This is a genomic window from Mycobacterium ulcerans subsp. shinshuense (assembly GCF_002355775.1).
GTDB classification, from domain to species: domain Bacteria; phylum Actinomycetota; class Actinomycetes; order Mycobacteriales; family Mycobacteriaceae; genus Mycobacterium; species Mycobacterium marinum.
Map to the genome: position 1 here is coordinate 3,189,446 of NZ_AP017624.1, position 21,912 is coordinate 3,211,357.

At 64.6% G+C, this 21,912-nt stretch carries 17 protein-coding genes and 2 pseudogenes; 5 read left to right on the forward strand and 14 right to left on the reverse strand.

The window, feature by feature from the left end; all coding sequences use genetic code 11:
• Nucleotides 1-5 precede the first annotated feature (5 nt).
• Nucleotides 6-1,628: a thiol reductant ABC exporter subunit CydD gene (gene cydD / locus SHTP_RS14285; RefSeq protein ID WP_096370947.1), complete on the forward strand. Its 1,623-nt coding sequence runs from the start codon at nt 6-8 to the stop codon at nt 1,626-1,628.
• The gene (gene cydC / locus SHTP_RS14290; protein ID WP_096370948.1) at nt 1,615-3,309 is read left to right on the forward strand and encodes a thiol reductant ABC exporter subunit CydC; all 1,695 of its coding nucleotides are present in this window, start codon (nt 1,615-1,617) and stop codon (nt 3,307-3,309) included. Before cydD ends, cydC begins: the two co-directional genes overlap by 14 nt.
• On the opposite strand, the gene SHTP_RS14295 is transcribed toward cydC, so the two are convergent.
• From SHTP_RS14295 to pyk, 3 genes are all read right to left on the reverse strand, one after another.
• A complete protein-coding gene (locus SHTP_RS14295; protein ID WP_096370949.1) occupies nt 3,271-4,671 on the reverse strand; it encodes a bifunctional lysylphosphatidylglycerol flippase/synthetase MprF in 1,401 nt (466 codons plus the stop codon). The two genes, cydC and SHTP_RS14295, sit on opposite strands and share 39 nt — an antisense overlap.
• A 56-nt stretch (nt 4,672-4,727) precedes the next feature.
• The gene (locus SHTP_RS14300) at nt 4,728-5,708 is read right to left on the reverse strand and encodes an acyl-CoA thioesterase II (protein ID WP_231991464.1); all 981 of its coding nucleotides are present in this window, start codon (nt 5,706-5,708) and stop codon (nt 4,728-4,730) included.
• A gap of 99 nt (nt 5,709-5,807) precedes the next feature.
• Nucleotides 5,808-7,226, reverse strand: coding sequence for a pyruvate kinase (gene pyk / locus SHTP_RS14305; protein WP_096372473.1), 1,419 nt, complete (start codon nt 7,224-7,226; stop codon nt 5,808-5,810).
• Between the two features lie 424 nt (nt 7,227-7,650).
• Between pyk and SHTP_RS14310 the strand changes: the two genes are divergently transcribed.
• The gene (locus SHTP_RS14310) at nt 7,651-8,388 is read left to right on the forward strand and encodes a cutinase family protein (RefSeq protein ID WP_096370950.1); all 738 of its coding nucleotides are present in this window, start codon (nt 7,651-7,653) and stop codon (nt 8,386-8,388) included.
• Between the two features lie 21 nt (nt 8,389-8,409).
• Here SHTP_RS14310 and SHTP_RS14315 read toward each other — a convergent pair whose 3' ends face one another.
• The 8 genes and pseudogenes from SHTP_RS14315 to SHTP_RS14350 form a co-directional block, all read right to left on the reverse strand.
• Nucleotides 8,410-8,850 (reverse strand): DUF2752 domain-containing protein, encoded by a 441-nt coding sequence (locus tag SHTP_RS14315; protein ID WP_231991613.1) that lies wholly within the window; start codon nt 8,848-8,850, stop codon nt 8,410-8,412.
• Nucleotides 8,840-9,235 carry an NINE protein gene (locus SHTP_RS14320; protein ID WP_012394163.1) on the reverse strand — a complete coding sequence of 132 codons (396 nt, stop codon included), beginning with the start codon at nt 9,233-9,235 and terminating at the stop codon, nt 8,840-8,842. The genes SHTP_RS14315 and SHTP_RS14320 overlap by 11 nt, the downstream gene beginning before the upstream one ends.
• 666 nt (nt 9,236-9,901) lie before the next feature.
• Nucleotides 9,902-11,242: pseudogene (locus SHTP_RS14325) on the reverse strand (prolipoprotein diacylglyceryl transferase); the annotation flags it as partial.
• A complete protein-coding gene (gene trpA, locus SHTP_RS14330) occupies nt 11,239-12,051 on the reverse strand; it encodes a tryptophan synthase subunit alpha (protein WP_036427377.1) in 813 nt (270 codons plus the stop codon). The gene trpA and the pseudogene SHTP_RS14325, both read right to left, overlap by 4 nt.
• Nucleotides 12,051-13,328, reverse strand: a complete 1,278-nt coding sequence (gene trpB / locus SHTP_RS14335) for a tryptophan synthase subunit beta (protein WP_096370952.1) — start codon at nt 13,326-13,328, stop codon at nt 12,051-12,053. Before trpB ends, trpA begins: the two co-directional genes overlap by 1 nt.
• A gap of 35 nt (nt 13,329-13,363) precedes the next feature.
• Nucleotides 13,364-14,182, reverse strand: coding sequence for an indole-3-glycerol phosphate synthase TrpC (gene trpC, locus SHTP_RS14340; RefSeq protein ID WP_011739717.1), 819 nt, complete (start codon nt 14,180-14,182; stop codon nt 13,364-13,366).
• 89 nt (nt 14,183-14,271) lie between these two features.
• Entirely contained in the window at nt 14,272-14,919 is a 648-nt protein-coding gene (locus SHTP_RS14345) for a TIGR02234 family membrane protein (protein ID WP_096370953.1), read from the reverse strand.
• Nucleotides 14,920-14,959: 40 nt separating this feature from the next.
• Nucleotides 14,960-16,498: an anthranilate synthase component I gene (locus SHTP_RS14350; protein WP_096370954.1), complete on the reverse strand. Its 1,539-nt coding sequence runs from the start codon at nt 16,496-16,498 to the stop codon at nt 14,960-14,962.
• A 50-nt stretch (nt 16,499-16,548) separates the two neighbouring features.
• Between SHTP_RS14350 and SHTP_RS14355 the strand changes: the two genes are divergently transcribed.
• Nucleotides 16,549-17,007, forward strand: coding sequence for a peroxiredoxin (locus SHTP_RS14355; RefSeq protein WP_011739714.1), 459 nt, complete (start codon nt 16,549-16,551; stop codon nt 17,005-17,007).
• 24 nt (nt 17,008-17,031) lie between these two features.
• Here the strand turns inward: SHTP_RS14355 and SHTP_RS14360 are convergent, their stop codons facing one another.
• A complete protein-coding gene (locus SHTP_RS14360) occupies nt 17,032-18,123 on the reverse strand; it encodes a calcium:cation antiporter (RefSeq protein WP_096370955.1) in 1,092 nt (363 codons plus the stop codon).
• A gap of 258 nt (nt 18,124-18,381) precedes the next feature.
• Here SHTP_RS14360 and SHTP_RS14365 point away from each other — a divergent pair, with 258 nt between their 5' ends.
• Nucleotides 18,382-19,896 carry a serine/threonine-protein kinase gene (locus SHTP_RS14365; protein ID WP_096370956.1) on the forward strand — a complete coding sequence of 505 codons (1,515 nt, stop codon included), beginning with the start codon at nt 18,382-18,384 and terminating at the stop codon, nt 19,894-19,896.
• A 25-nt stretch (nt 19,897-19,921) separates the two neighbouring features.
• Here the strand turns inward: SHTP_RS14365 and SHTP_RS14370 are convergent.
• A pseudogene (locus SHTP_RS14370) lies at nt 19,922-20,073 on the reverse strand (IS30 family transposase); the annotation flags it as partial.
• Nucleotides 20,074-20,099: 26 nt separating this feature from the next.
• Nucleotides 20,100-21,593 (reverse strand): amino acid permease, encoded by a 1,494-nt coding sequence (locus SHTP_RS14375; RefSeq protein ID WP_096372475.1) that lies wholly within the window; start codon nt 21,591-21,593, stop codon nt 20,100-20,102.
• Nucleotides 21,594-21,912: the final 319 nt, after the last annotated feature.

The window sequence follows — 21,912 nt, forward strand, 5'->3', positions numbered from 1 at the left end:
CCGCGTTGCGGTGCTATCTGATCGCCCCGGTGACCTGCGGAGTGGTCATCTCGGGCTGTGCCATTGCGTCGGCGATCGTGCTGGCGAGCATGGTCGCGCGCGTCGCCAGCGACCCCTCGGCGCGGTGTCTACGCTGCTGGCTGGGCTCGCTGTTGATGTTGTCGGCGCTGTGGGCGTTGCGCGCGGTGACGCACTGGCTGCAGGCGCGCCTGGGCCAGCGCGGGGCCAGCGCGGTGATCGCCGAGCTCAGTGGGCAGGTGCTGGAGTCGGTGACGGCCCGCCAGCCCAACGAATTGGCGGCACAACGCGATGCCGCCGCGGTGGTGGTAACCCGCGGACTGGACGGCTTGCGACCCTATTTCACCGGTTACCTGCCCACGCTGTTTCTTGCGGCGATCCTGACCCCGGCCACCGTGGTGACGATCGCGGTCTACGACGTGAAGTCGGCGCTGATCGCGGTGATCACCCTTCCGCTGATCCCGGTCTTCATGGTCTTGATCGGGTTGGCTACCGCTGAGCGGTCAGCGGCGGCTCTGGCCGCAATGGCCACCTTGCAGGCCCGATTGCTGGATCTGATCGCCGGAATCCCCACCCTGCGGGCGCTGGACCGAGCCTCCGGCCCTGAACAACGCATCGCCGAGCTCAGCGCCGCGCATCGGCGCTCGGCCCTGGCGACACTGCGAATTGCCTTCTTGTCAGCTCTGGTGCTCGAACTGCTGGCGACTCTGGGCGTGGCTGTGATTGCCGTCAGCATCGGACTGCGCTTGGTGTTCGGTGAAATGACACTGACCGCCGGTCTCACGGTGTTACTGCTGGCCCCGGACGTGTACTGGCCGCTGCGCCGCATTGGCGTGGAGTTTCACGCCGCCCAGGACGGGAAATCCGCGGCCGACCAGGCATTCACGCTCATCGGCGAAACGGCTTGCACCCCACCGGCTCGACGAGCGGTAACCGCCCGTGGGGCGACGATCCACCTCCAAAATCTCAGCGTCACCGGACGCGACGGCCGATCACCACACAACTTGACCGCCACCATCGAACCCGGCCAGGTGACGGTGCTGACCGGACAAAACGGCGCGGGCAAGAGCACCACATTGCAGCTGATCGCGGGGCTCACCACGCCGTCAAACGGGCGGTTTACCGTCGCTGGAATCGACATCAGCGAGCTGGATCCCGTCGACTGGTGGCGCCAGTTGTCCTGGTTGCCGCAGCGTTCGGTGCTGATCCCCGGAACGGTCCGTGACAACCTGGTGCTACTTGGTGAGCCGGCCGATTTGGACAGCGCCTGCGCAGCATCGGGCTTCGACGCGGTCCTGGCTGAGCTCCCGGACGGATTGGACACGGTGCTGGGCCGAGACGGCGTCGGTTTGTCGCTGGGGCAGCGACAACGTTTGGCCCTGGCCCGCGTCCTGGGATCGCCTTCCCCGGTGCTGCTACTCGACGAGCCCACCGCACACCTGGACTCGCGCACCGAGGAGCAAGTGCTGCAGGCCATCGCCGCACGGGCCCGCACCGGTGCGACCGTGGTGGTGGTCGGACATCGCGAACCGGTGGTTGCCATCGGCGACCAGGTAGTCGAGGTAACCCGCGACGGACTCGATACACAGGCCGGCTATGTCCCGGTCTGATTCCCTATCGGCCGCATACGACCTGTTGCGTCCGAGGCTGCCCCGGGTGCTCGCCGCGATCGCCCTAGGGGTGTTGTCCCTGGGCAGCGCCCTGGCACTGGCCGGCGTGTCGGCCTGGCTGATAACCCGGGCATCGCAGATGCCGCCGGTGCTTGACCTATCGATCGCCGTCGTCGCGGTGCGGACGTTCGCGATCTCGCGGGGCGTTCTGCACTATTGCGAACGACTGGCCACCCACGACATCGCGCTACGCGCGGCAGGCACCGCGCGTGCCCGGATCTATCAGCGACTAGCCGAAGGACCGGTAGCAGCGGCATTCCGGTTATCCAGCGGCGACCTGGTGGCGCGCGTCGGTAGCGACGTTGACACCTTGGCTGACGTGCTGGTGCGCGCCCTGGTTCCGGTGGGCGTGGCGGCGGTGCTGGTACCGGCTGCGATCGGGGTGGTCGCGGTCATATCACTGCCGGCAGCTGCCGTGTTGACGATGTGCTTCATCGTGGCCGGGATAATTGCGCCGTCGCTTGCCCGCAGAGCGGCGCAATCACAGGAAGCGCTGGCCCGCCAGCATCATGCCGGCCGGGATGAGTCGGCGATGGTCGCCCTCGAACATGCCCCCGAGCTCCGGGTCGGCGGCGTGCTACCTGCAGTGATCGCGAAATCACAACGGCAACAACATGCCTGGGGCGAGGCCATGGATGCGGCGGCGCGTCCCGCCGCGATCGCCGAAGCCGTACCGACAGCGGCAATCGGAACAAGCGTGCTCGGAGCGGTGGTGGCCGGAATCCTCATGGCCCCCACCGTCGCGCCCACCACCCTGGCCGTCCTGATGTTGTTGCCTCTGTCTGCCTTGGAGGCCACGAACGCTCTCCCGGCCGCTGCGGTTCAGCTGACCCGGTCCCGAATCGCGTTGCACCGGTTGATCGAACTCGCTGGGCGCGACGTCAACCCGCCGACCGATACCGCGATCGCAACGCTGGAATCCCCCACGCTCGGCCAGCTGTCAGCGGATATCTATTCCGGCCATTCACGGGCCCACGCCACCCGGACCACGATCGAGCTGTCACCGGGGGCTCGGCTGGCCGTCACGGGCCCCAGCGGCTCCGGAAAGACGACCCTACTAATGACCCTGGCCGGGCTGCTATCGCCGCTACAGGGGCAGGTGCTATTGAACGGAATCAGTCTGACCCGGTTCGATGACGCCGAATTACGCAGCACCATTGGGTTTTTCGCTGAAGACGCGCACATCTTCGCGACTACCGTGCGCGACAACTTGCTGGTTGTCCGCGGAGATTGCACCGATGACGAGCTGGTGACCACCCTGGATAAGGTCGGCCTCGGCGCGTGGCTCGCCGGTCTTCCCCACGGCCTGTCGACGGTCTTGATCGGTGGCGCGCAGGCGGTCTCCGCGGGCCAGCGCCGACGGCTCCTGCTCGCCCGCGCAGCGCTTTCGCCTGCCCAGATCGTGCTCCTCGACGAACCCACCGAGCACCTCGACGCAATCGACGCCGATCGCATTCTTCGTGACCTCCTATCCTCGGAGACCGGTCTGCTACCCGTCGCCAAGACCATCGTGGTGGCCACCCACCACGTCTCCGAAAACATTCGGTGTGACCGAATGAACATCCCTTCCCGGCAAGAGGTTTCACCGAAGGTGACGCCGGCGCGGCATGAACTCCAGTGAGAGCAGTACGACCAGCAGCGGAATGACCTGAGTCACGGTGATCAACGCATACCGCCGCTGGTCGAGCGCGTAGAACTTGCACAGGTAGCGGTACAGCGACTCGAGGGAGATCAAGGGGTCAAGCAAGTGGATCAACAGGTAGAACAGGCGCTGCGGCCGGCTACGGTGACACTCGTAGAAGATTTCCGGAAACGCCGCGAATGCCAGTGACAGTCGCTGCGCCCCCGCGTCTTTGGCAGCAATGATCATGTCGACGCTGAGCCGTTCGTCGATCCCGTTCGGGGCCCCACTCCGACGCCACGGCACATCCAGGGAGTAGTCGCTACCGCGCCCGGCCGTCGTGAACCGGTCAAATCCCTGTACCCGCCCGGAAACATCGCGAGCAATGATCAGCTGCACCCCGCGGTATGTACCTTCGAGCACGCCGTCCAGACTCATGCAGAAGCCACGGTCGTTTCGGGCCCCTTTGGGTGATGCCAGCAGCATCTCGGCCAGCTCTGCCCGCCGTGTGTCGTCGAGCTCCTGCTCGGCCACGATTTCGGTGGTGATGCCCGCGTTGCGGGTGCGCTTGACGGCCTGACGCAGGTTGCGGAACTTTCGGCCCACCATGGCGAAGCTCCGCACGTCGATGACGACATCGCAACCGATGGGAACCGCGCGCAGGGATTGGCCGACCACCGCACGGTCGGCCCATAGGTCAAGCCGCCGCTCGCTGCAAGCCAAGACCGCGATCCGCCAGCCGTGGGTGTGACACATGGCGGCGAAGTCGGCGATCAGTTGCGGAAACTGCGATTCCGCACCAATGGGGTCGCCGGCGACGACCGCAAAACCCATCCGCGTCCGATATGCCAGCGCCGCGGTGCCGGCCGCGTTGAAGTGATAACACTTGCCCGCCTGCATCGCGAACGGCGCCAACGGATCCGCACTGGTGGCGTTGATCAAGGCCCACACTCGCGGTAGTTCCTCGGGCCGCGGATGCGCCGACGTTGGCCACATCAGCACCAGTCCCGATCCGGCGATCAATAGTTCACCGGCCAGACTAAAAGACAACACATGCGCGCCCAAGCCAAGGACCAGGATCAAGGCGGCCACAATCGCATGCATCGCAGTCACCGGGCGCCCCAGGAAGATGCCTCGCGCGATCAGCGCCACCGCGGCCAGCACCGTCAACGACCAGCTCAGCCGGCCAGCGGCCTGCCAATCCTCGTGCCGGTAGTTTCGGGCCAGCAACGCAATGAGCCAGCAGACCGCGCAGAACACCGCCAGTGCCCCAACGCAGCGGGCGGTGACAGAGTCGACGTTGACGACAACGCGTTCGCGTGCCCGAACGCGCGGCACAACCTCGACCGACGATCCGTCCACACTCACCTCCCGACAGCGCGATTCTCAGCTGGGCGGTGCGCCTACTACCAGGAACGTTACGTCTGAGCAGAGCCGGACCGGCCCAAGTTCAGGTGCTTGTCGTCGCCGCTGCGCGCATCCTCGCGCGGGGTCTGTCGTCGTGCGGCGGGGAAATACTTCAGCACGCCTTCCTGCACCACCGTCGCCACCGGCTGGCCGGTGCGATTGAAGAAGTGCCCAGTGCCCAGGCCGCGTGAGTCTGCCGCCACCGGTGACGATGTGGAATACAGCACCCAATCGTTGAAGTCGACCTGCCGGTGAAACCACACCGAATGGTTGGCCGAGGCGGCGAAAATGCGGTCAAACCCCCAGGACAGGCCGTGGGTGGTGATCACCGAGTCCAGCACGGTGGTATCCGAGGAATACAGCATCGTCGCGGTGTGCAGGATCGGATCGTCGGGCAGTTTACCCAAAGCCTTTACCCAGACCCGATTGTAGTGCAGCCGCTCCCCTTTGTCACGCATCACCCAGGACGGATCGTTGGTGTAGCGCCATTCGATCGGCTGCAGCGCGTTGACGAAGTGCGGAACGGTCTCCTCGTAGCCGCGCAGCAGCTCGCCAATGGGCGGGCGAGTTTCTGGATCGGCCACCGGCGGCGGCTCGACACCATGCTCGAGCCCACGCCCGCCCGACATGTAGGAGATCATCGCCGAGGACAGCAGCGTCCCATTCTGCACCGCGTCGATCCGTCGATTGGCGAAACGACGCTCGTCGCGCAGCCGCACCACCTGGAATTCGATGTCTTTCGTCGTGTCGCCACCGTTGATGAAGTGCACCGAAAGCGCGCTGGGCGGTAGATCGTCTCGAAGCAACGTGCGGCTGTTGGCAACAAATGACTGAGCCATCAGCAGCCCACCAAATGTTCGCATCGGGTTCTTGCTGGGATGGGCCCCGATGAACCGATCATCCGCGACGCGTTTGAGGTCTAGGACCGCGAGCAGTTCCTCGAAGTCCGACTTGGCTTCGTCTCGCACGTTGGGCTCATCGCCGGCCGGCATGGGCTCGCTCTCCTCCAGATTCGGTGGCCCAGCTCAGGCGGCGCTTCGCGGTCGCGCGGATTCCTGGGTGGGACTCAATTCCCCGGCTCCTGGACCAGGTTAGACGTCGTCCTCACCGATCCGGTGCACGTGAATCAGATTGGTCGAACCCACGGTCCCCGGCGGTGCACCCGCGACGATGACCACGAGATCACCACGCTTGTAGCGGCCGAGTTCTAGCAGCGATTTGTCGACCTGCCGAATCATGCCGTCAGTCGAGTCCATCTCCGGGACGATGAAAGTCTCGGTGCCCCAGGTCATCGCGAGCTGACTGCGCACCTCGGGCCAAGCGGTGAAGGCCAGCAGCGGCAATGGGGTATGCAGCCGAGCAAGCCGTCGCACGGTATCGCCGGACTGAGTGAAGGCGACCAACGCCTTGGCGTCGAGTCGTTCACCGATGTCGCGGGCCGCATAGGAGATCACTCCCCGCTTGGTGCGCGGCACATGGGTCAACGGCGGGGCCGCCGTCGAGTTCTCTTCAACCGCGCAGACGATGCGCGACATCGTCCGGACCGCAGCAAGTGGGTACTTGCCCACCGAGGTCTCACCGGACAGCATCAGGGCATCGGCGCCGTCAAGCACGGCGTTGGCGACGTCAGAGGCCTCGGCACGGGTGGGCCGCGAGTTCTCGATCATCGAGTCGAGCATCTGGGTCGCCACGATCACCGGTTTGGCGTTCTCCCGGGCGATCTGGATGGCCCGCTTCTGTACCAGCGGGACCTCTTCCAGCGGCAGCTCTACCCCCAGGTCGCCGCGGGCCACCATGACGGCGTCGAATGCCAACACGATGGCTTCGAGATTGTCGATCGCTTCGGGCTTTTCCAGCTTCGCGATCACCGGAACTCGCCGGCCGATCCGGTCCATCACCTCATGCACGAGTTCCACGTCCGAAGGCGACCGCACGAAGGACAGCGCGACCATGTCGACACCCAGGTTGAGCGCGAACGTGAGGTCGTCGATGTCCTTCTCCGATAGCGCCGGCGCAGATACATTCATCCCCGGCAGGGAGATTCCCTTGTTGTTGCTGACCGGGCCGCCTTCTACGACTGTGCAGACCACGTCGTTGCCGTTGATGTGATCGACGATCAACCCGACCTTGCCGTCATCAACGAGCACTCGGTCACCGGCTACCGCATCCTGGGCCAGCCTCTTGTAGGTGGTGGATACCCGGTCACGGCACCCTTCACACTCCTCGACCGTGATCCGGACCGTGTCCCCGTCAGCCCAATAGGTCGGCCCATCAGCGAAGCGGCCCAACCTGATCTTCGGGCCTTGCAGATCGGCGAGCACGCCGACCGCACGCCCCGTGGCGTCAGAGGCAACACGCACGCGTTCATATGCGGCTTCGTGATCCGCGTAGTCGCCGTGGCTGAAGTTCATTCGGGCGACGTCCATTCCGGCTTCGACCAGCTCTTTGACCAAGTCGTCCTGTTGCGTAGCCGGCCCGAGGGTGCAGACGATCTTTCCGCGTCTAGTCACGCCGTCAAAGCATAGTCGTGGTTGTGAGTCGCCGGTGTTTCGCACTGATATCGGCCCGGATTGGATCCGCGGATCATCAACCGCGGCTTCGCTCACCGTTAGTGCAACGGAGTCCTCTGGCGGGGCACCAAAACCCGCGGTGACCAAGGCACATCGTCACCCGCGTCCACCGCCGCCAACCTCGGATGCGGGGCTGGATCCGGCGCTGGAAGTCTGCGCTGCCCGGGCAACTTTGGGATCCGGGCCAGCGCGGCGCGGGTCGACGCACGCGCGGGCCCGCCGCCAGCCGAACGCGAGTTTCAGCTCAACAGCCCCGCGGGCAAGGGCGTGCGCGGGTCCGGCGGAGATGCCGGACACGCCTCTTGCAAAAGGTGCCGAACAATTCCCAGTTTGAGAAACTGGTCACACGGGCAACTACAGCGGCATGAATGCATCTCACGTCGTCCGTTTCCTAGGGCCGGCGGTGATAACGGCTTGCGGCCTCAGCGCTTCCGTGTTTTCTGCCGTCGCCATTCCGTCTGCATCCGCCGAGCCATGCCCCGATGTCGAGGTGGTGTTTGCCCGCGGCACCGGCGAACCGCCCGGCCTTGGCCCCACCGGCCAGGCATTCGTCAACTCTCTGCGTTCGCACATCGGCGGGCGATCACTCGACGTGTACCCGGTCAACTATCCGGCCAGCGACAACTGGGACACCGGCCTGGACGGCATCAGAGATGCGGGCACTCATGTCGTTTCGATGGCGGGACAATGCCCCCAGACCAAGATGGTGCTGGGCGGCTACTCACAGGGCGCAGCGGTGATGGGCTTTGTCACCTCTGCTGCGGTGCCAGCCGGAGTCGATCCCGCGACCGTCCCCAAGCCGCTGCAACCGGATGTGGCTGAGCACGTCGCTGCGGTGGTCCTGTTCGGCATGCCGAATGTGCGGGCCATGGACTTTCTGGGTGAACCCGCCGTTGAAATCGGCCCTGCCTACCAGGCGAAGACCATCAAGGTCTGCGTCCCCGAGGATCCGGTTTGTTCCGACGGCCTCAATTTCGCCGCGCATAATGCCTACGCCGACGACGGGGCCGTGGTCGATCAGGGGGTGGCGTTTGCCGCCAGCCGACTCGGTGGAGACCCAGGCGGGCCGGTGCCGGCTCCGTCGTCCGGTTTCGGCAACTGAGGACAGTGCCCTCGACCGCGGTCAAAGACCATAGACGGCGGGCACCAGCGGAAATCCGGGCAGGTTGCGCAGCACCGTCCATACGATCATCGCTACCCCGACCACGATCATCGCCGCTAGCGGCAGCGATGTGCGGCCCCGGCGTCGGCGCAGCAGGGCCCACGCTCCCAGCACAGGGATCCCGACAAGCAGGAAGATGTTGTCGTTGATGCTGGCCACCAGGTCACCGTGCAACAGGTCATGCACCATCCGTAGGCCGCCGCAGGCGGGACAATCCCAACCGGTGAGCCACTTGAACGGACACGCTGGGCAGGCCGAATTCGCGCCGTGCGGGTCGACCAAACCGATGTAGCCAAGGGCCGCGGCCAACAATCCGGCCGACGCTACGGCGCCATAGCGGCCGGGGCGCTGGCTATGTACATCGCGCCGCCCCGGCTCGGCGCAGCCCTGACTAGGTTCCATCACGCAACGGGCGACCCCACGGGTCGCTGACTTTGTCGGTCAAGATCAGCACCGCGTCAATGACACCCCAGACCAAGGCGCCTAGGCCACACGTCAACCAGCCCACAAGTAATTGCGCGATACCCATCCCGGTGTGACCCATGTAGATCCGGCCGATGCCCGCGATTCCGAACAGCCCCAGTAGCTGCAGCAACCCCGCAACCGTCTTCGACTTATCTGAAAACGGCTGGCCGGTAACGGGATGCCGGCCAAAAGGCGCCGCTGGGTCGTAGTAACTGCGGGGCGCCGAGTAGTCCGGATAGTACGGCGGCGGAAATGGCGGCGGGTATCCCGGTTGCTGTCCGGGACCAGCGCCGCCGCCGGCCCACGACTGGTCAGTCACCATTTCAGCATGCCAGATCCGATGAGCTGGTGCCCGAGCCGCTCGCCGAACTTGGCGGCCTGACGGCTACCGGCCCGAACGACGCATCCGGTTCCTCAGCCGGCCACGCCAACCTTGCCGGGTTGGGCCGGTATCGCCGTCCACCGCCGCGCCCGGAGGCGGGCCCTCGCCGTCGCCAGCCGAGGTTTGGTCGGAGCCCTGCTCGATAGTTTGGCTCTGCTCCAACTCACTTTGGGTGTCGGATTCACCGGACGAAGTGTCCTCGGCCGAGTCCTCCGGTGCGGACTCGTCGGCTTCGGGCTCCTCGGAGTCTGCGGCGGGCTCGGGCGACTCATCGCCGGATTCTTCGGCTTCGGTTGCCGTGGCGTCAACGTCAGCGTCCTCGGCCGCGACAGCGTCGAGATCGTCGCTCGCCGGCTCGGCGGGCTCGCCATCACCCTCGTCGGCGTCCGTCGCTTCAGCGGCCGCCACCGCCTCCGCTTCGGGCTCTTGGGGTTCGATCTCTTCGATATCTGCTTGCTCGACCACGACCTCGGGTTCTGCCGCGGTGGAGTCGTCGTCTGGCTCAGCATCGGCCTCGCCTGCCTCGTCAACCCCCGTTTGGCCACCATCTATGGCCTGCGCTGTCTTGTCCTCGGCCTCAGACCCCTCGGCCTCAGCGACCTCTTCTGCCTCTTTTGGCTCGTCCTCGCCCGCCTCAGCCTCTTCGGCCTCAGCGGCCACTTCGACCTCACCCTCGACCGCCTCGGCAGCCTCTATCTCACCCACCTCGGGTGCCTCAGCCTCAGCCGCCTCGTCAACCGCCTCTACCTCACCCACCTCAGCCTCTTCAGCCTCAGCAGCCGCCTCAACCTCACCCTCGACCGCCTCAGCAACCTCTACCTCACCCACCTCAGCCTCAGGCGCCTCAGCCTCAGCAGCCTCGCCAACCTCACCCTCGACCGCGTCGGACGCTTCGGTATCGGCTGTCGACTCATCTCCGGCGACCGCCGAACCAACGGTTTCTGGTTCGGCGACTTCGGCCGCCTTGGCCGTTTCTGCCAGTCCGGTTGGCTCGTCGCCTTCCGTATCGTCAGCTGGCGCTGCGGCGGTCGCGACCTCGCCGGCAGGTTCGGGTTCGGGCACTTCGTCAGCAGCGGCGGCCGTACCACGCACGCTTGCCGGATCCTCGCGGCCTTTGGGCGCCAAGATGATGTAGACAACTGCGCCAATGAACACGAACGTCGACGTGAAAGAGTTGATTCGGATGCCAGCGATGTGTGTAGCGGTGTCGTCGCGCAACAACTCGACGCAGAACCGCCCGACGCAATACAAGGCCACATAGGACGCGAACAATCGACCGTGACCGATTGTGAAGCGGCGGTCCAGATAGATCAACGCGGCGAATACCAGCAGGTTCCAAATCAACTCGTAGAGGAACGTCGGTTGCACCACGACCGCGACCTGCCCGGTCGAGACGCCGTCGAGCGAATGAACGTCGACGAATCCGGAGGGATCCCGACGATAGAAAATCTCCAGGCCCCACGGCACCGTGGTCTCGCGGCCGTACAGCTCCTGGTTGAAGTAATTCCCGAGCCGACCGATCGCTTGGCCCATCACCACGCCTGGTGCGACCGCGTCCAAGAAGGCAGGTAGTGGAATTCCGCGACGACGACAGCCGATCCAGGCTCCAACGGTGCCCAGCGTCACTGCACCCCAGATACCGAGGCCGCCATCCCAGATGCGCAGCGCCGCGCCCAACCCGGCGCCGCCTTCGCCAAAGTATGTCTGCCAGTCGGTGCTCAGGTGGTACAGACGCCCGCCGATCAAACCAAACGGGACCATCCACAAAGCGATGTCGTAGATCACCCCGCGCTCACCGCCGCGTGCGGCGAAACGCCGGTCACCGATCATCAGGCCCATAACGATCCCGATGATGATGAAGAATGCGTACGCGCGAATCGGCAGTGGCCCGAGATGCCAGACGCCACGCGGCGGACTGGGGAAATACGCAAGTACGGTCGCCGTCATGGCGAGTTCCTCTGGCGAACGCCAGCGGCAAGTTCCTCCGTCAGTGAGCGCAAACTCGGCAATCCGTCGCCCAACGCCGATACCAACGCCGATCCCACGATGACACCGTCGGCGTAGCGGCCGATCTCGGCGGCCTGTTCCCGCGACCGCACCCCCAAACCAACACCGACGGGTATGTCAGACACCGCCTTGACCCTCGCCACCAGATCGGGCGCAGCGTTCGACACAGCGTCGCGCGCGCCGGTCACCCCCATGGTCGACGCGGCATATACAAACCCGCGTGACGCCGCGACGGTGTTGGCCAGGCGTTCGGGTGTTGACGACGGCGCCACCAGAAAGATGCGGTCCAGCCCGTGTTCATCGGAGGCGGCAAGCCACTGTTGGGCCTCGTCGGGGATGAGGTCGGGAGTGATCAGCCCGTGCCCGCCGGCGGCCGCCAGATCCCGTGCGAATGCATCGACCCCGTACCGCAGCACCGGGTTCCAGTACGTCATCACAACGGCACGCCCGCCGGCCTTGCTTATCGATTCGACCGCGGTCAACGCGTCCCGGACTCGCACTCCCCCGCTCAGCGCCGCCTCGGTAGCCCGCTGGATAGTCGGGCCATCCATGCCCGGATCCGAGTAGGGAACGCCGACTTCGACTATGTCGCAACCTGATTCGACGAGCTCAGTCATCGCTCGCACCGATGTGTTCACGTCGGGGTAACCGGTGGGCAGATATCCGATCAACGCCGCGCGATTTTCTGCGCGGCACGAATCGAAAAGCGGTCCCAGCCTGCTGGCTTCGCGTTGTTCAACAGTCATGATCAAACCGACTTGTTCGCGCTGCCGCCAGGCGTCAGCAGACCGAACCATTTGGCGGCCGTTTCGACATCCTTGTCGCCCCGCCCCGACAAATTCACCACAATCACCGCACCCTTTCCCAGCTCACGACCCAGCTTGAGAGCACCGGCCACCGCATGGGCGGATTCGATGGCGGGGATGATGCCTTCCATCCGGCATAGCAGGCCGAATGCCTCCATCGCCTCGGAGTCGGTAATCGGCTGGTAAGTGACGCGCCCGATGTCCTTGAGCCAGGCATGTTCGGGGCCGACCCCGGGATAGTCCAGACCCGCTGAGATCGAATGGGATTCGATGGTTTGACCGTCTTCGTCCTGCAGCAAGTAGGAGCAGGAGCCCTGGAACGCTCCGGGCGAACCGCCGGCAAACGTCGCCGCGTGCCGACCCGTCTCGACGCCGTCGCCTGCCGCCTCAAATCCCACCAATCGAACATCGGGATCGTCGAGAAATGCATGAAAGATCCCGATTGCATTGGATCCTCCACCGACGCATGCCACGACCGCATCAGGCAGCTTGCCCGCCTGACCTTGGATCTGCACACGAGCCTCCATGCCGATGATCCGCTGAAAATCGCGAACCATGGTCGGGAAGGGATGGGGCCCAGCCGCGGTACCAAAGCAGTAGTAGGTGCGATCGGCGTTGGTGACCCAATCCCGGAATGCCTCATTGATGGCGTCTTTGAGGGTTTTTGAACCGGTTTCCACGGCGACGACCTCAGCGCCGAGCAACCGCATCCTGGCTACGTTGAGCGCCTGACGCGCGGTGTCAACGGCCCCCATGTAGATGACACATTCCAGGCCCAGCAGCGCACACGCGGTGGCCGTAGCCACACCATGCTGTCCGGCGCCGGTCTCGGCGATCACCCGGGTCTTCCCCATCCGGCGGGCCAGCAATGCCTGACCGAGCACATTGTTGATTTTGTGAGAGCCGGTGTGGTTTAGGTCTTCTCGCTTCAGGAAGATTCGAGCTGAGCCAGCGTGCTCGCTGAGCCTGGTGGCTTCGTACAGCGGCGACGGCCGACCGGCGTAGTGCGTTTGCAGCCGATCGAGCGTGTCCAGGAAGTCCTGGTTTACCCGCTCTTTCTCGTACGCGACGGTGACCTCTTCGATCACCGCCATGAGCGCCTCTGGGACGTAACGGCCACCGTAGGCGCCGAAATGCCCGCCTGAATCGGGATCGTGGGAGGTCCGTTCTGCAATCGCGGAACTGGTCCGCGGCAGGTCTGGGCGAGATAGGTCAGCCATCACCGAAGCTCAACGGGCACGGTTGTCATCCCCGGTTAGCGGGCTGGTTTTGGGCAGGACGGATGGGTGCCTGCGGTGACCAGATCAGCAACCGCCGCCCGTGGGTCACCACTCTTGACCAGCCCTTCGCCGACCAACACGGCGTCTGCGCCAGCACCGGCATACGCCAGCAGATCATTGGTGCCGCGCACGCCGGACTCGGCAATCCTGATCACGTTGCTGGGTAATCCCGAAGCGATTCGCGCGAAGCAGTCCCGGTCCACCTCCAAGGTGGTGAGATCGCGCGCATTGACGCCGATGACCTTGGCCCCAGCCTTCAATGCCCGGTCCGCCTCCTGCTCGGTGTGCACCTCGACAAGCGCGGTCATCCCCAGCGATTCGGTCCGGTCCAGCATGGACACCAGCGCTGACTGGTCCAATGCGGCGACAATGAGCAGCAACATGTCCGCACCGTGCGCCCGCGCCTCATGGATCTGATAGGGCTGAACCACAAAGTCTTTGCGCAATAGCGGAATAGAGACTGCCGCGCGCACCGCATCGAGATCGTCGAGCGAACCCTGAAAACGTCGGCCCTCGGTCAACACACTGATGATGCGCGCGCCGCCATCCTCATAGGCACGCGCCAGCTTGGCGGGGTCGGTGATGGGCGCCAACGAGCCAGCAGATGGGCTGGCACGCTTCACCTCGGCGATGACACCAATACCCGGCTGACGCAGGGCGGCCATCACGTCCAGTGGCGGCGGCGCCGCCGCGGCGGCGGCCTTGATCTCGGTCATGCCGACAAGCGCCTCGCGCGCGGCAACGTCGGCCCGGACTCCCTCGAGAATGGAGTCAAGCACTGTTGCCGGACTCATGCCTGTCGTTTCCTTCCGATTTAAACCAGGCTCTACAGCCGATTTACGACGACGTCCATGAAGGGTAGCGACCGTCGGCGCACCCTTGTTCACCGACCCTCGGTGTCTGGCTCAGGCGGCCGATCGGTAGGGTCCCGGCCCTCGTCCAGAGCATCCCAGATCGTGCGCTCCGACATGTCCAATTCCGCGCTCTTCGACGCCTTTTCCGTGGCTATAGCCGCGTCCTGGGCACGCGCCACGGAACGACGGGAAGCGGGCGACGCGTACTTTGTGGCGTTGTCGCCGAGTGATTCGACGATCGATGCCAAGCGCATCAACAACGCCGCGGCGGCCAGCGTGCACACGACAGCGCCCACCGCGAGTCCCGCCCCCACGTAGTGCCTCCCGCTACCCACCAACGTGATCACCGAGACTTGAGCGAGCTCGGCCCCACGCAGTGCGACATCGGGAATCACCCACAGACTGACACCGAGATATCCGACCGCGAGGCTCACCATCGCCAGCAAGGCCGCTAGCCCCCGCAGTGGCCAGCCACGCACTGCCAGCGCCGCGACCGCGGCGGCCAACATCAGAAGCGCCATGGGCAGCAGCGCGGTGGACCACGTCGCGCCCGACAGGGTCACCTCCTTGGGCGGGCCGAGTCCGTCGAATGACCGGATGACAACCCACCCCAACCGCGAAGCAATCCACAGCACGCCGGCCGAGATCACCAGCAACAACTGGGCGATCCCGATCATTAGTCGACTGTTCCGCCGCGCCCGGCGGTCATTCCCGGTATCAGTCACTGCACGCCGCATCCGGACGGGCCAGGGTCTCAGCGGCCGCAATCGCATTCAGTACCGCCCGCGCTTTGTTTCGCGCTTCGTTGTATTCGTAGGGCCCGTTGGAGTCGGCTACGACACCACCACCGGCTTGGACGTACGCCGTGCCGTTACGCATCAGCGCGGTGCGGATAGCGATTGCGAAATCAGCATTCCCGGCGAAATCGAGGTAGCCGACCACACCGCCGTACAAACCACGGCGAGTTTTCTCCATCTCTTCGATCAGCTCCATGGCCCGGACTTTGGGAGCACCAGACAGCGTCCCGGCCGGGAAGCACGCGGTCACCGCATCCAAAGCGCTGTGGCCCGCGTCGAGCAGACCTGTCACGGTGGAGACCAGGTGCATGACGTGGCTATAACGCTCGATGTGGCTGTAGTCCTCAACGCGAACCGTGCCCGGTATACACACCCGTCCAAGGTCGTTGCGCCCCAGATCGACCAGCATCAGGTGCTCAGCCAGTTCTTTCTGGTCGGCCAGCAACTCCTTCTCCAGGAGCTGATCCTCTTCGTCGGTCTCACCACGCCAGCGGGTTCCGGCGATCGGGTGAGTCGTTGCGCAGCCGTCATGAACGGTGACCAACGCCTCCGGGCTTGACCCAACAATCGAAAACTCAACCGAGCCATGGTCATTCGGAACCTGAATCAAGTACATGTAGGGACTCGGATTGGTGACCCGCAGGATTCGGTAGACGTCGATCGGGTCCACCATGGTGTCCATCTCAAAACGCTGCGACGGCACCACCTGAAAAGCTTCGCCGGCAGCAATCTCTTCCACCAGGTGCTCGACGATCGCGCCGTACTCCTCGACGGTGCGCTGAGCACGGTAGTGGGGCTCCGGTCGGCTAAAAGTGGCCACCGACGACGGCAAAGGCTGACTCAGGGCAGCGGTCATCACATCCAGCCGGGCGATGGCATCGTCATAGGCCCAATCGACTCGCTCGTCGGTGCCATCCCAATTCACCGCATTGGCGATCAGGGTGATCGTGCCTTCGTGGTGGTCGACCGCCGCCAAATCTGTGGCCAGCAACAACAGCATCTCGGGAAGATGCAAATCGTCCACGGCCAGGTTCGGCAGACGCTCGAGCCGGCGCACCATGTCGTAGGCGAAGAAGCCGACCATGCCGCCGGACAGCGGCGGAAGCCCCGGCATCACGCCCGTGGCAAGCACCTCCAAGGTGGACTGCAAGGCGCGCAGCGGGTCCCCACCGGTCGGAGCGCCCTCGGGCGCGGTACCCAGCCACACCGCTTCGCCGTCCCGCACGGTCAATGCTGTTGGCGCCCCGGCACCGATGAACGACCACCGCGACCACGACCGGCCATTCTCCGCCGACTCGAGTAAGAAAGTTCCCGGCCGGCCGTCAGCCAGCTTCCGGTACGCCGACAGCGGAGTTTCACTGTCGGCCAACACCTTGCGCGTGACGGGAACCACCCGATGTTCCGCGGCCAATGAGCGGAAATTTTCACGAGTAATCGTGGTTGCAAGGTCTGCGCGCATCGGCCTATCCAATCAGACGCGCAGTCCGGCCCGAGCGTAGCCTGACGGCCATGAAAATTGGTGACACCGTGGCCGACTTCGAGCTTCCCGATCAGACGGGAAAACAACGCAAGCTCAGCGCTCTACTTTCCGACGGGCCGGTGGTTCTATTCTTCTACCCCGCGGCGATGACCCCGGGGTGCACTAAGGAAGCCTGTCATTTCCGCGATTTGGCCGCCGAATTCACCGCAGTCGGCGCGAGCCGCGTCGGTATCAGCGCTGACTCCGTGCAAAAGCAGGCCAAGTTCGCCGACATGCAGCATTTCGACTATCCCCTGCTGTCAGATGCCGAAGGCACCGTCGCCGGCCAGTTCGGCGTCAAGCGCGGACTGCTCGGCAAATTGATGCCGGTCAAACGCACGACGTTTGTCATCGACACCGATCGCAAAGTTCTCAACGTGATCTCCAGCGAATTCAGCATGGACACCCACGCGGACAAGGCTCTAGAGACCCTCCGCGCCCGCGCATAACGCCCCGGCGACGCGCCCACGCTCTCAGGGGCTGACCGCAAGAAAGATGTATGCGACCAACACCACCAGATGCAGTTCGCCCTGTAGCCGCGCCGCCCGACCAGGCAAGACGGTGAGCGCACTGACGACAACGGTCAGCACCAACAGCACCAGCTGCAGAGCTCCCAGGCCCAGCAAGAGCGGGCCGCTAAGCCAGATGGAAGCCAGCGCGATGGTCGGAATGGTGAGACCGATGCTGGCCATTGCAGAGCCGTACGCCAGGTTCAGGCTGGACTGGAGCCTCCCCTGCCGCGCCGCGCGCCCGGCGGCAAGCGTCTCCGGCAGCAGCACCAGCGTTGCGATGATCACGCCGACGAAGGACTGCGGAAAACCAGCCGCCACCACCATCCGCTCGATGATGGGCGACTCCATTTTGGCCAGTCCGACCACGGCGACCAAGGCAACCAACAAAAGCGCAAGACTCGTCATCGCCGCCCGGGTACTCGGCGGATCGGCGTGCCGGTCATCGTCGACGGTGCCTTTTTGCGCCACCGGCAGGAAGAAGTCCCTATGGCGGACGGTTTGGGTGAAAACAAACAGCAGATAAAGGGCCAGCGAGGCGACCGCGGCAAAACCGAGCTGGCCAGGTGAAAACTCGGGACCCGGCTGACTAGTGGTGAACGTGGGCAGCACCAGGCTCAGGGTCGCCAAGGTAGTCACCGTGGCGAGCGCGGTGCCGCTGCCATGGGCGTTGAACGACGTCACGCCGTACCGCTGCGAACCAAGCAGCAATGACAGCCCAGCAATCCCATTAGTAGTGATCATCACCGCAGCAAACACGGTGTCGCGTGCCAGCGTGGCCGCCTGGTGCCCGCCAGAAGCCATCAGGGTGACAATCAGAGCCACTTCAATGACCGTTACCGCGACCGCGAGCACCAGTGAACCGAATGGCTCACCGACCCGGTGCGCGACAACCTCGGCGTGATGCACGGCGGCCAGCACCGCCCCTGCGAGCAGCACTGCTTCCAGCAGACCCACCACGGGGCCGATGTGCTGGCCCCAGGAAAGTACCAACGCGACAAGCGCAAGCAGCGGGGCCACCACGGTCCACGACAGGCGTTCCACATCAACTGCCATTGTCGCTGAGGGCTCCAAACAGCCGAGCCCCCCCCCCCCCCCCCCCCCCCCGCCGCCCCCAAGGCCGCTGGTCAACTCCGCAGCCTGTGTATTGTGCTGCGACGCGACACCCCCCGAGCATCGGGGCACCAACGTGATTGGTGAACTTCGAGATTGCTATCCGGCTTCTGTCCGGCAGCCACAGCCCCGGCCTGGGAGTCACCACTGCTCTGGGTAGTTTCCCGATGGCCCCCTCGGCGCGATCAGTAGCATGCTCACATGCCGACAAGCGCTGGCCACAGCGAAGGCCTCCAAGAAGGTGAGCTGTTCGCCGGGTACACCATCGTGCGCCGGTTAGGTGCGGGCGGAATGGGTGAGGTGTACCTGGCGCAGCACCCCCGACTGCCCCGGCGCGACGCACTCAAGATCCTGCCCGCCGAGTTCACCTCCAGCCAGGAGTTCCGTCAGCGCTTAAACCGTGAGGCCGACCTCGCCGCAACCTTGTACAACCAGCACATAGTCGGCATCCACGATCGCGGCGAATTCCACGGACAACTCTGGATCTCCATGGACTACGTGGAGGGAACCGACGCCGCTCGACTACTGAACACCCAGTACCCGACCGGAATGCCATATGCCGAGGTGGTGGAAATCATCGCGGCGGTGGCCGACGCGCTTGATTACGCCCATTCACAGGGCTTGCTCCACCGCGACGTAAAGCCGGCCAACATTCTGCTGGGCGAAGCCAATCACCGACGCCGAATCGTGCTTGCCGATTTTGGGATCGCTCGCGAAGTCGGCGCGATCAGTGGGCTGACCGCGACCAATATGTTGATGGGAACCACCGCATACTGCGCCCCCGAACAATTGCAGGGCGCGCCTCTGGATGGACGCGCCGATCAGTATGCACTCGGCTGCACCGCGTTTCACCTGCTGGCCGGTTCTGCCCCATTCCAACACACCAATCCGGCGGTGATCATCACCCAGCATCTGTCCGCACCACCGCCACTAATCAGTGCGCGCCGCCCCGAATTGGCGCATCTCGATGGCGTCATTGCCAGAGCTCTGGCCAAGAACCCCGCAGAGCGTTATCCCACGTGCTCGGATTTCGCGGCCGCGCTGGCGGGTCAGCACCCTTTAGCCCCACCAATCGCGCCGAACCCCGTCGCATTCGGGTCCGCGCCGACACAGGTGATCGCGACACCATCTGCAGCGGCACCGACCGCACACGGGAGGCGAATCAAGCCCGCGACCCTGATTGCCGGGCTGGTCGCCGTCGCATTGGTCGCGGTCGCGGCGGTACTCGGTATTCAGCTGTTGAGCGACCGATCCAGCAGTGCGGATCGCGGTGCCGCATCCTCATCGGCACCCCCGGGCGTCGGCGCGACACCGCCGTCAAAGCCAACCCTTCAGTTGTCTGACCACGTCACCGACCAGTCGGCGGTATTGACTCCGGCCGAGCGCGTGGTCATCGCGCGAGCGGTCACCAAGCTCTACAACCAGCGCGGCATCGGCCTCTGGGTGGTCTACGTCAAGGATTTCGGCGGCCTCACGCCGGCGAAGTGGGTCGAGAACACCATGCGCGCCAACGGCTTTGCCGACACTGAGGCGATGCTCGCGGTGGCCACCGAGACGCCGGAATTCTCCTTCCGGGTCCCGGCCGCGGTCAGTTCCGGACGGGTGGTTGCTATCGAGGTGATCCGCCGTCAGCGCATCGAACCGGCCGTGTCCCAGCGCGAATGGACTCGCGCGGCGCTGGCCGCAGCCGAAGGCCACGCCAACCTTTCCCCCTAGCTACTTCAGCCGAAAAAGCGCGCGCGTGTGGGTTGCGGGCTTCGGCCGACGTTTTCCAGCCGAGTGTCTTTCTGGGCCTGATGTTGTGGGCGTGAGCGACTGCTTCGATGTCTTCAGCGGACCATCGGGATAGATCGGAGCCTTCGGGAAGTACTGGCGCAGTGCGCCATTGGTGTTCGGTTAGCGCCACACCCTCACCGTCGTCAGTGATCCCGCTGCGCCAGAACGTCACTGTCGCCGGCATCGGCTGGCATGGCACCGATCACGCCGTCACCGCCATCGTTCAACGCACTTTGATGGCGGCCCCACACGAAGTAGAACACCAGCACCACCGAGACCCATATGGAGAACGCCAACCAGGTGTACCAGGGCAGGTTGAACAGGATGTACCCACACGCCAGGACCGACAACACCGGTGTCACGGGGTAGAGGGGCACCTTGAATCCACGCGGGAGATCGGGTTCACGCACCCGCAGGATGACGACGCCGACGGACACGACGATGAACGCGACCAGGGTGCCGATGGACACCACGTCCGCCAGATAGCTCAGCGGGACGAAGCCGGCAAGAATGCAGATCACCACCGCGACGATGATGGTGTTGTACACCGGTGTCATGTTGGGTGGGCGAACCTTGGCGAACACTGAGGGCAGAAGACCGTCTCGGCCCATGGCGAACAGGATTCGAGTCTGGCCGTACAGGACCACAAGTGTGACCGAGAATATGGAGATCACTGCGCCGGCCGCCAAGACCGAGCCCCAGTAGTGGCCTGAGACGACTCTGTCGAGGACGGTGGCCAGGCCAGCTTGCTGGCCCTCGAAATCCCGCCAGGGCTGCGCGCCCAGTGCGGCCACGGTAACCACCACGTAGACCGTTGTCACGGTCACCAACGCGGCCATGATCGCCAAAGGCATGGTCTTCTGCGGATTCTTGACTTCGTCACCGGCGGTGGACACCGCATCCAGGCCGATGTACGAGAAGAAGATCGTGCCTGCCGCCGCGCCGATTCCGGCGACACCGAAGGGCGCGAACTCAGCGAACCGATCGGCGTCGAAGGCCGTTAAGGCGATGACGGCGAACATCACCAGAACGCTCAGCTTGATCAGTACCATGATGGTGTTGACCTTCGCCGACTCGCTGGCTCCGCGGATGAGAAGGACGGCGCACAACCCGACCAATACGACAGCGGGAAGGTTGATGATTCCCGGGGATGCGTCACCCCACGGCGCAGCGGAAAGCGCCTGGGGCAGATGATGGCCGAAGAAATTGTCAAGCAGCTTGTTGACGTACTGGCTCCAACCCGCCGCAACCGCGGCGGTGGACACGCCGTATTCGAACAGCAGGCAGGCCGCCACACCCATTGCGACCAGCTCGCCGAGAGTGGTGTCGGCGTAGGAGTAGGTTGACCCCGAAACCGTTACGGCTGAGGCGAGTTCGGCATAACAGACCGCGGCAAGTCCTGCCGCGATTCCGGCGATCACAAATGAGGCAACAACCCCAGGACCGGCTTCTGGAACCGCCTCGGACAGCACGAAGAAGATGCCTGTGCCGACGGTGGCACCTACCCCGAACAGCGTGAGTTGGAACGTGCCGATACTGCGTTTCAGTTGATCGGAGGCGCCGTGAGCCACGGGCGCCCCGATCACGGGCCGTCGGCGCAGCATCTGCTGGATCAGGCCGATTGTCGGGGCCGCCATGCGCTCCTCCTTGATTGGGTCCAAGCTGATTGTCGGCCCTAACCGCTACGCTTGCCTGTCGAACGATTGCGCTCAACCCACCCGCGAAGGCCCGACTAATTGAAACAGTCGAATGGAATGGTTCGTGGGCTAACCCAGTTAAGCCGCGCAGCAGGACCGGCGGTTCCTGCGATGAAATCTGCCGCCGCCATGCCGATGGCAAGACTCGCGCAGGCAATACACAAGAATGCGCGGGGGCCACGATGTCGGGATTTCCGAGCGAAAACTAGCGAGCACGTTTGATCGGCGTTATCGATCCAGATACCGCAATAATCGCTGT

Excerpts from the sequence above, each read along its gene's own strand:
- cydC (WP_096370948.1), top strand. The coding sequence starts at position 1,615 with ATGTCCCGGTCTGATTCCCTATCGGCCGCATACGACCTGTTGCGTCCG.
- SHTP_RS14300 (WP_231991464.1), bottom strand. The coding sequence starts at position 5,708 with ATGCCGGCCGGCGATGAGCCCAACGTGCGAGACGAAGCCAAGTCGGAC.
- SHTP_RS14310 (WP_096370950.1), top strand. The coding sequence starts at position 7,651 with ATGAATGCATCTCACGTCGTCCGTTTCCTAGGGCCGGCGGTGATAACG.
- SHTP_RS14315 (WP_231991613.1), bottom strand. The coding sequence starts at position 8,850 with ATGGAACCTAGTCAGGGCTGCGCCGAGCCGGGGCGGCGCGATGTACAT.
- SHTP_RS14320 (WP_012394163.1), bottom strand. The coding sequence starts at position 9,235 with ATGGTGACTGACCAGTCGTGGGCCGGCGGCGGCGCTGGTCCCGGACAG.
- trpB (WP_096370952.1), bottom strand. The coding sequence starts at position 13,328 with ATGGCTGACCTATCTCGCCCAGACCTGCCGCGGACCAGTTCCGCGATT.
- trpC (WP_011739717.1), bottom strand. The coding sequence starts at position 14,182 with ATGAGTCCGGCAACAGTGCTTGACTCCATTCTCGAGGGAGTCCGGGCC.
- SHTP_RS14345 (WP_096370953.1), bottom strand. The coding sequence starts at position 14,919 with ATGATCGGGATCGCCCAGTTGTTGCTGGTGATCTCGGCCGGCGTGCTG.
- SHTP_RS14350 (WP_096370954.1), bottom strand. The coding sequence starts at position 16,498 with ATGCGCGCAGACCTTGCAACCACGATTACTCGTGAAAATTTCCGCTCA.
- SHTP_RS14355 (WP_011739714.1), top strand. The coding sequence starts at position 16,549 with ATGAAAATTGGTGACACCGTGGCCGACTTCGAGCTTCCCGATCAGACG.
- SHTP_RS14360 (WP_096370955.1), bottom strand. The coding sequence starts at position 18,123 with ATGGCAGTTGATGTGGAACGCCTGTCGTGGACCGTGGTGGCCCCGCTG.
- SHTP_RS14365 (WP_096370956.1), top strand. The coding sequence starts at position 18,382 with ATGCCGACAAGCGCTGGCCACAGCGAAGGCCTCCAAGAAGGTGAGCTG.
- SHTP_RS14375 (WP_096372475.1), bottom strand. The coding sequence starts at position 21,593 with ATGGCGGCCCCGACAATCGGCCTGATCCAGCAGATGCTGCGCCGACGG.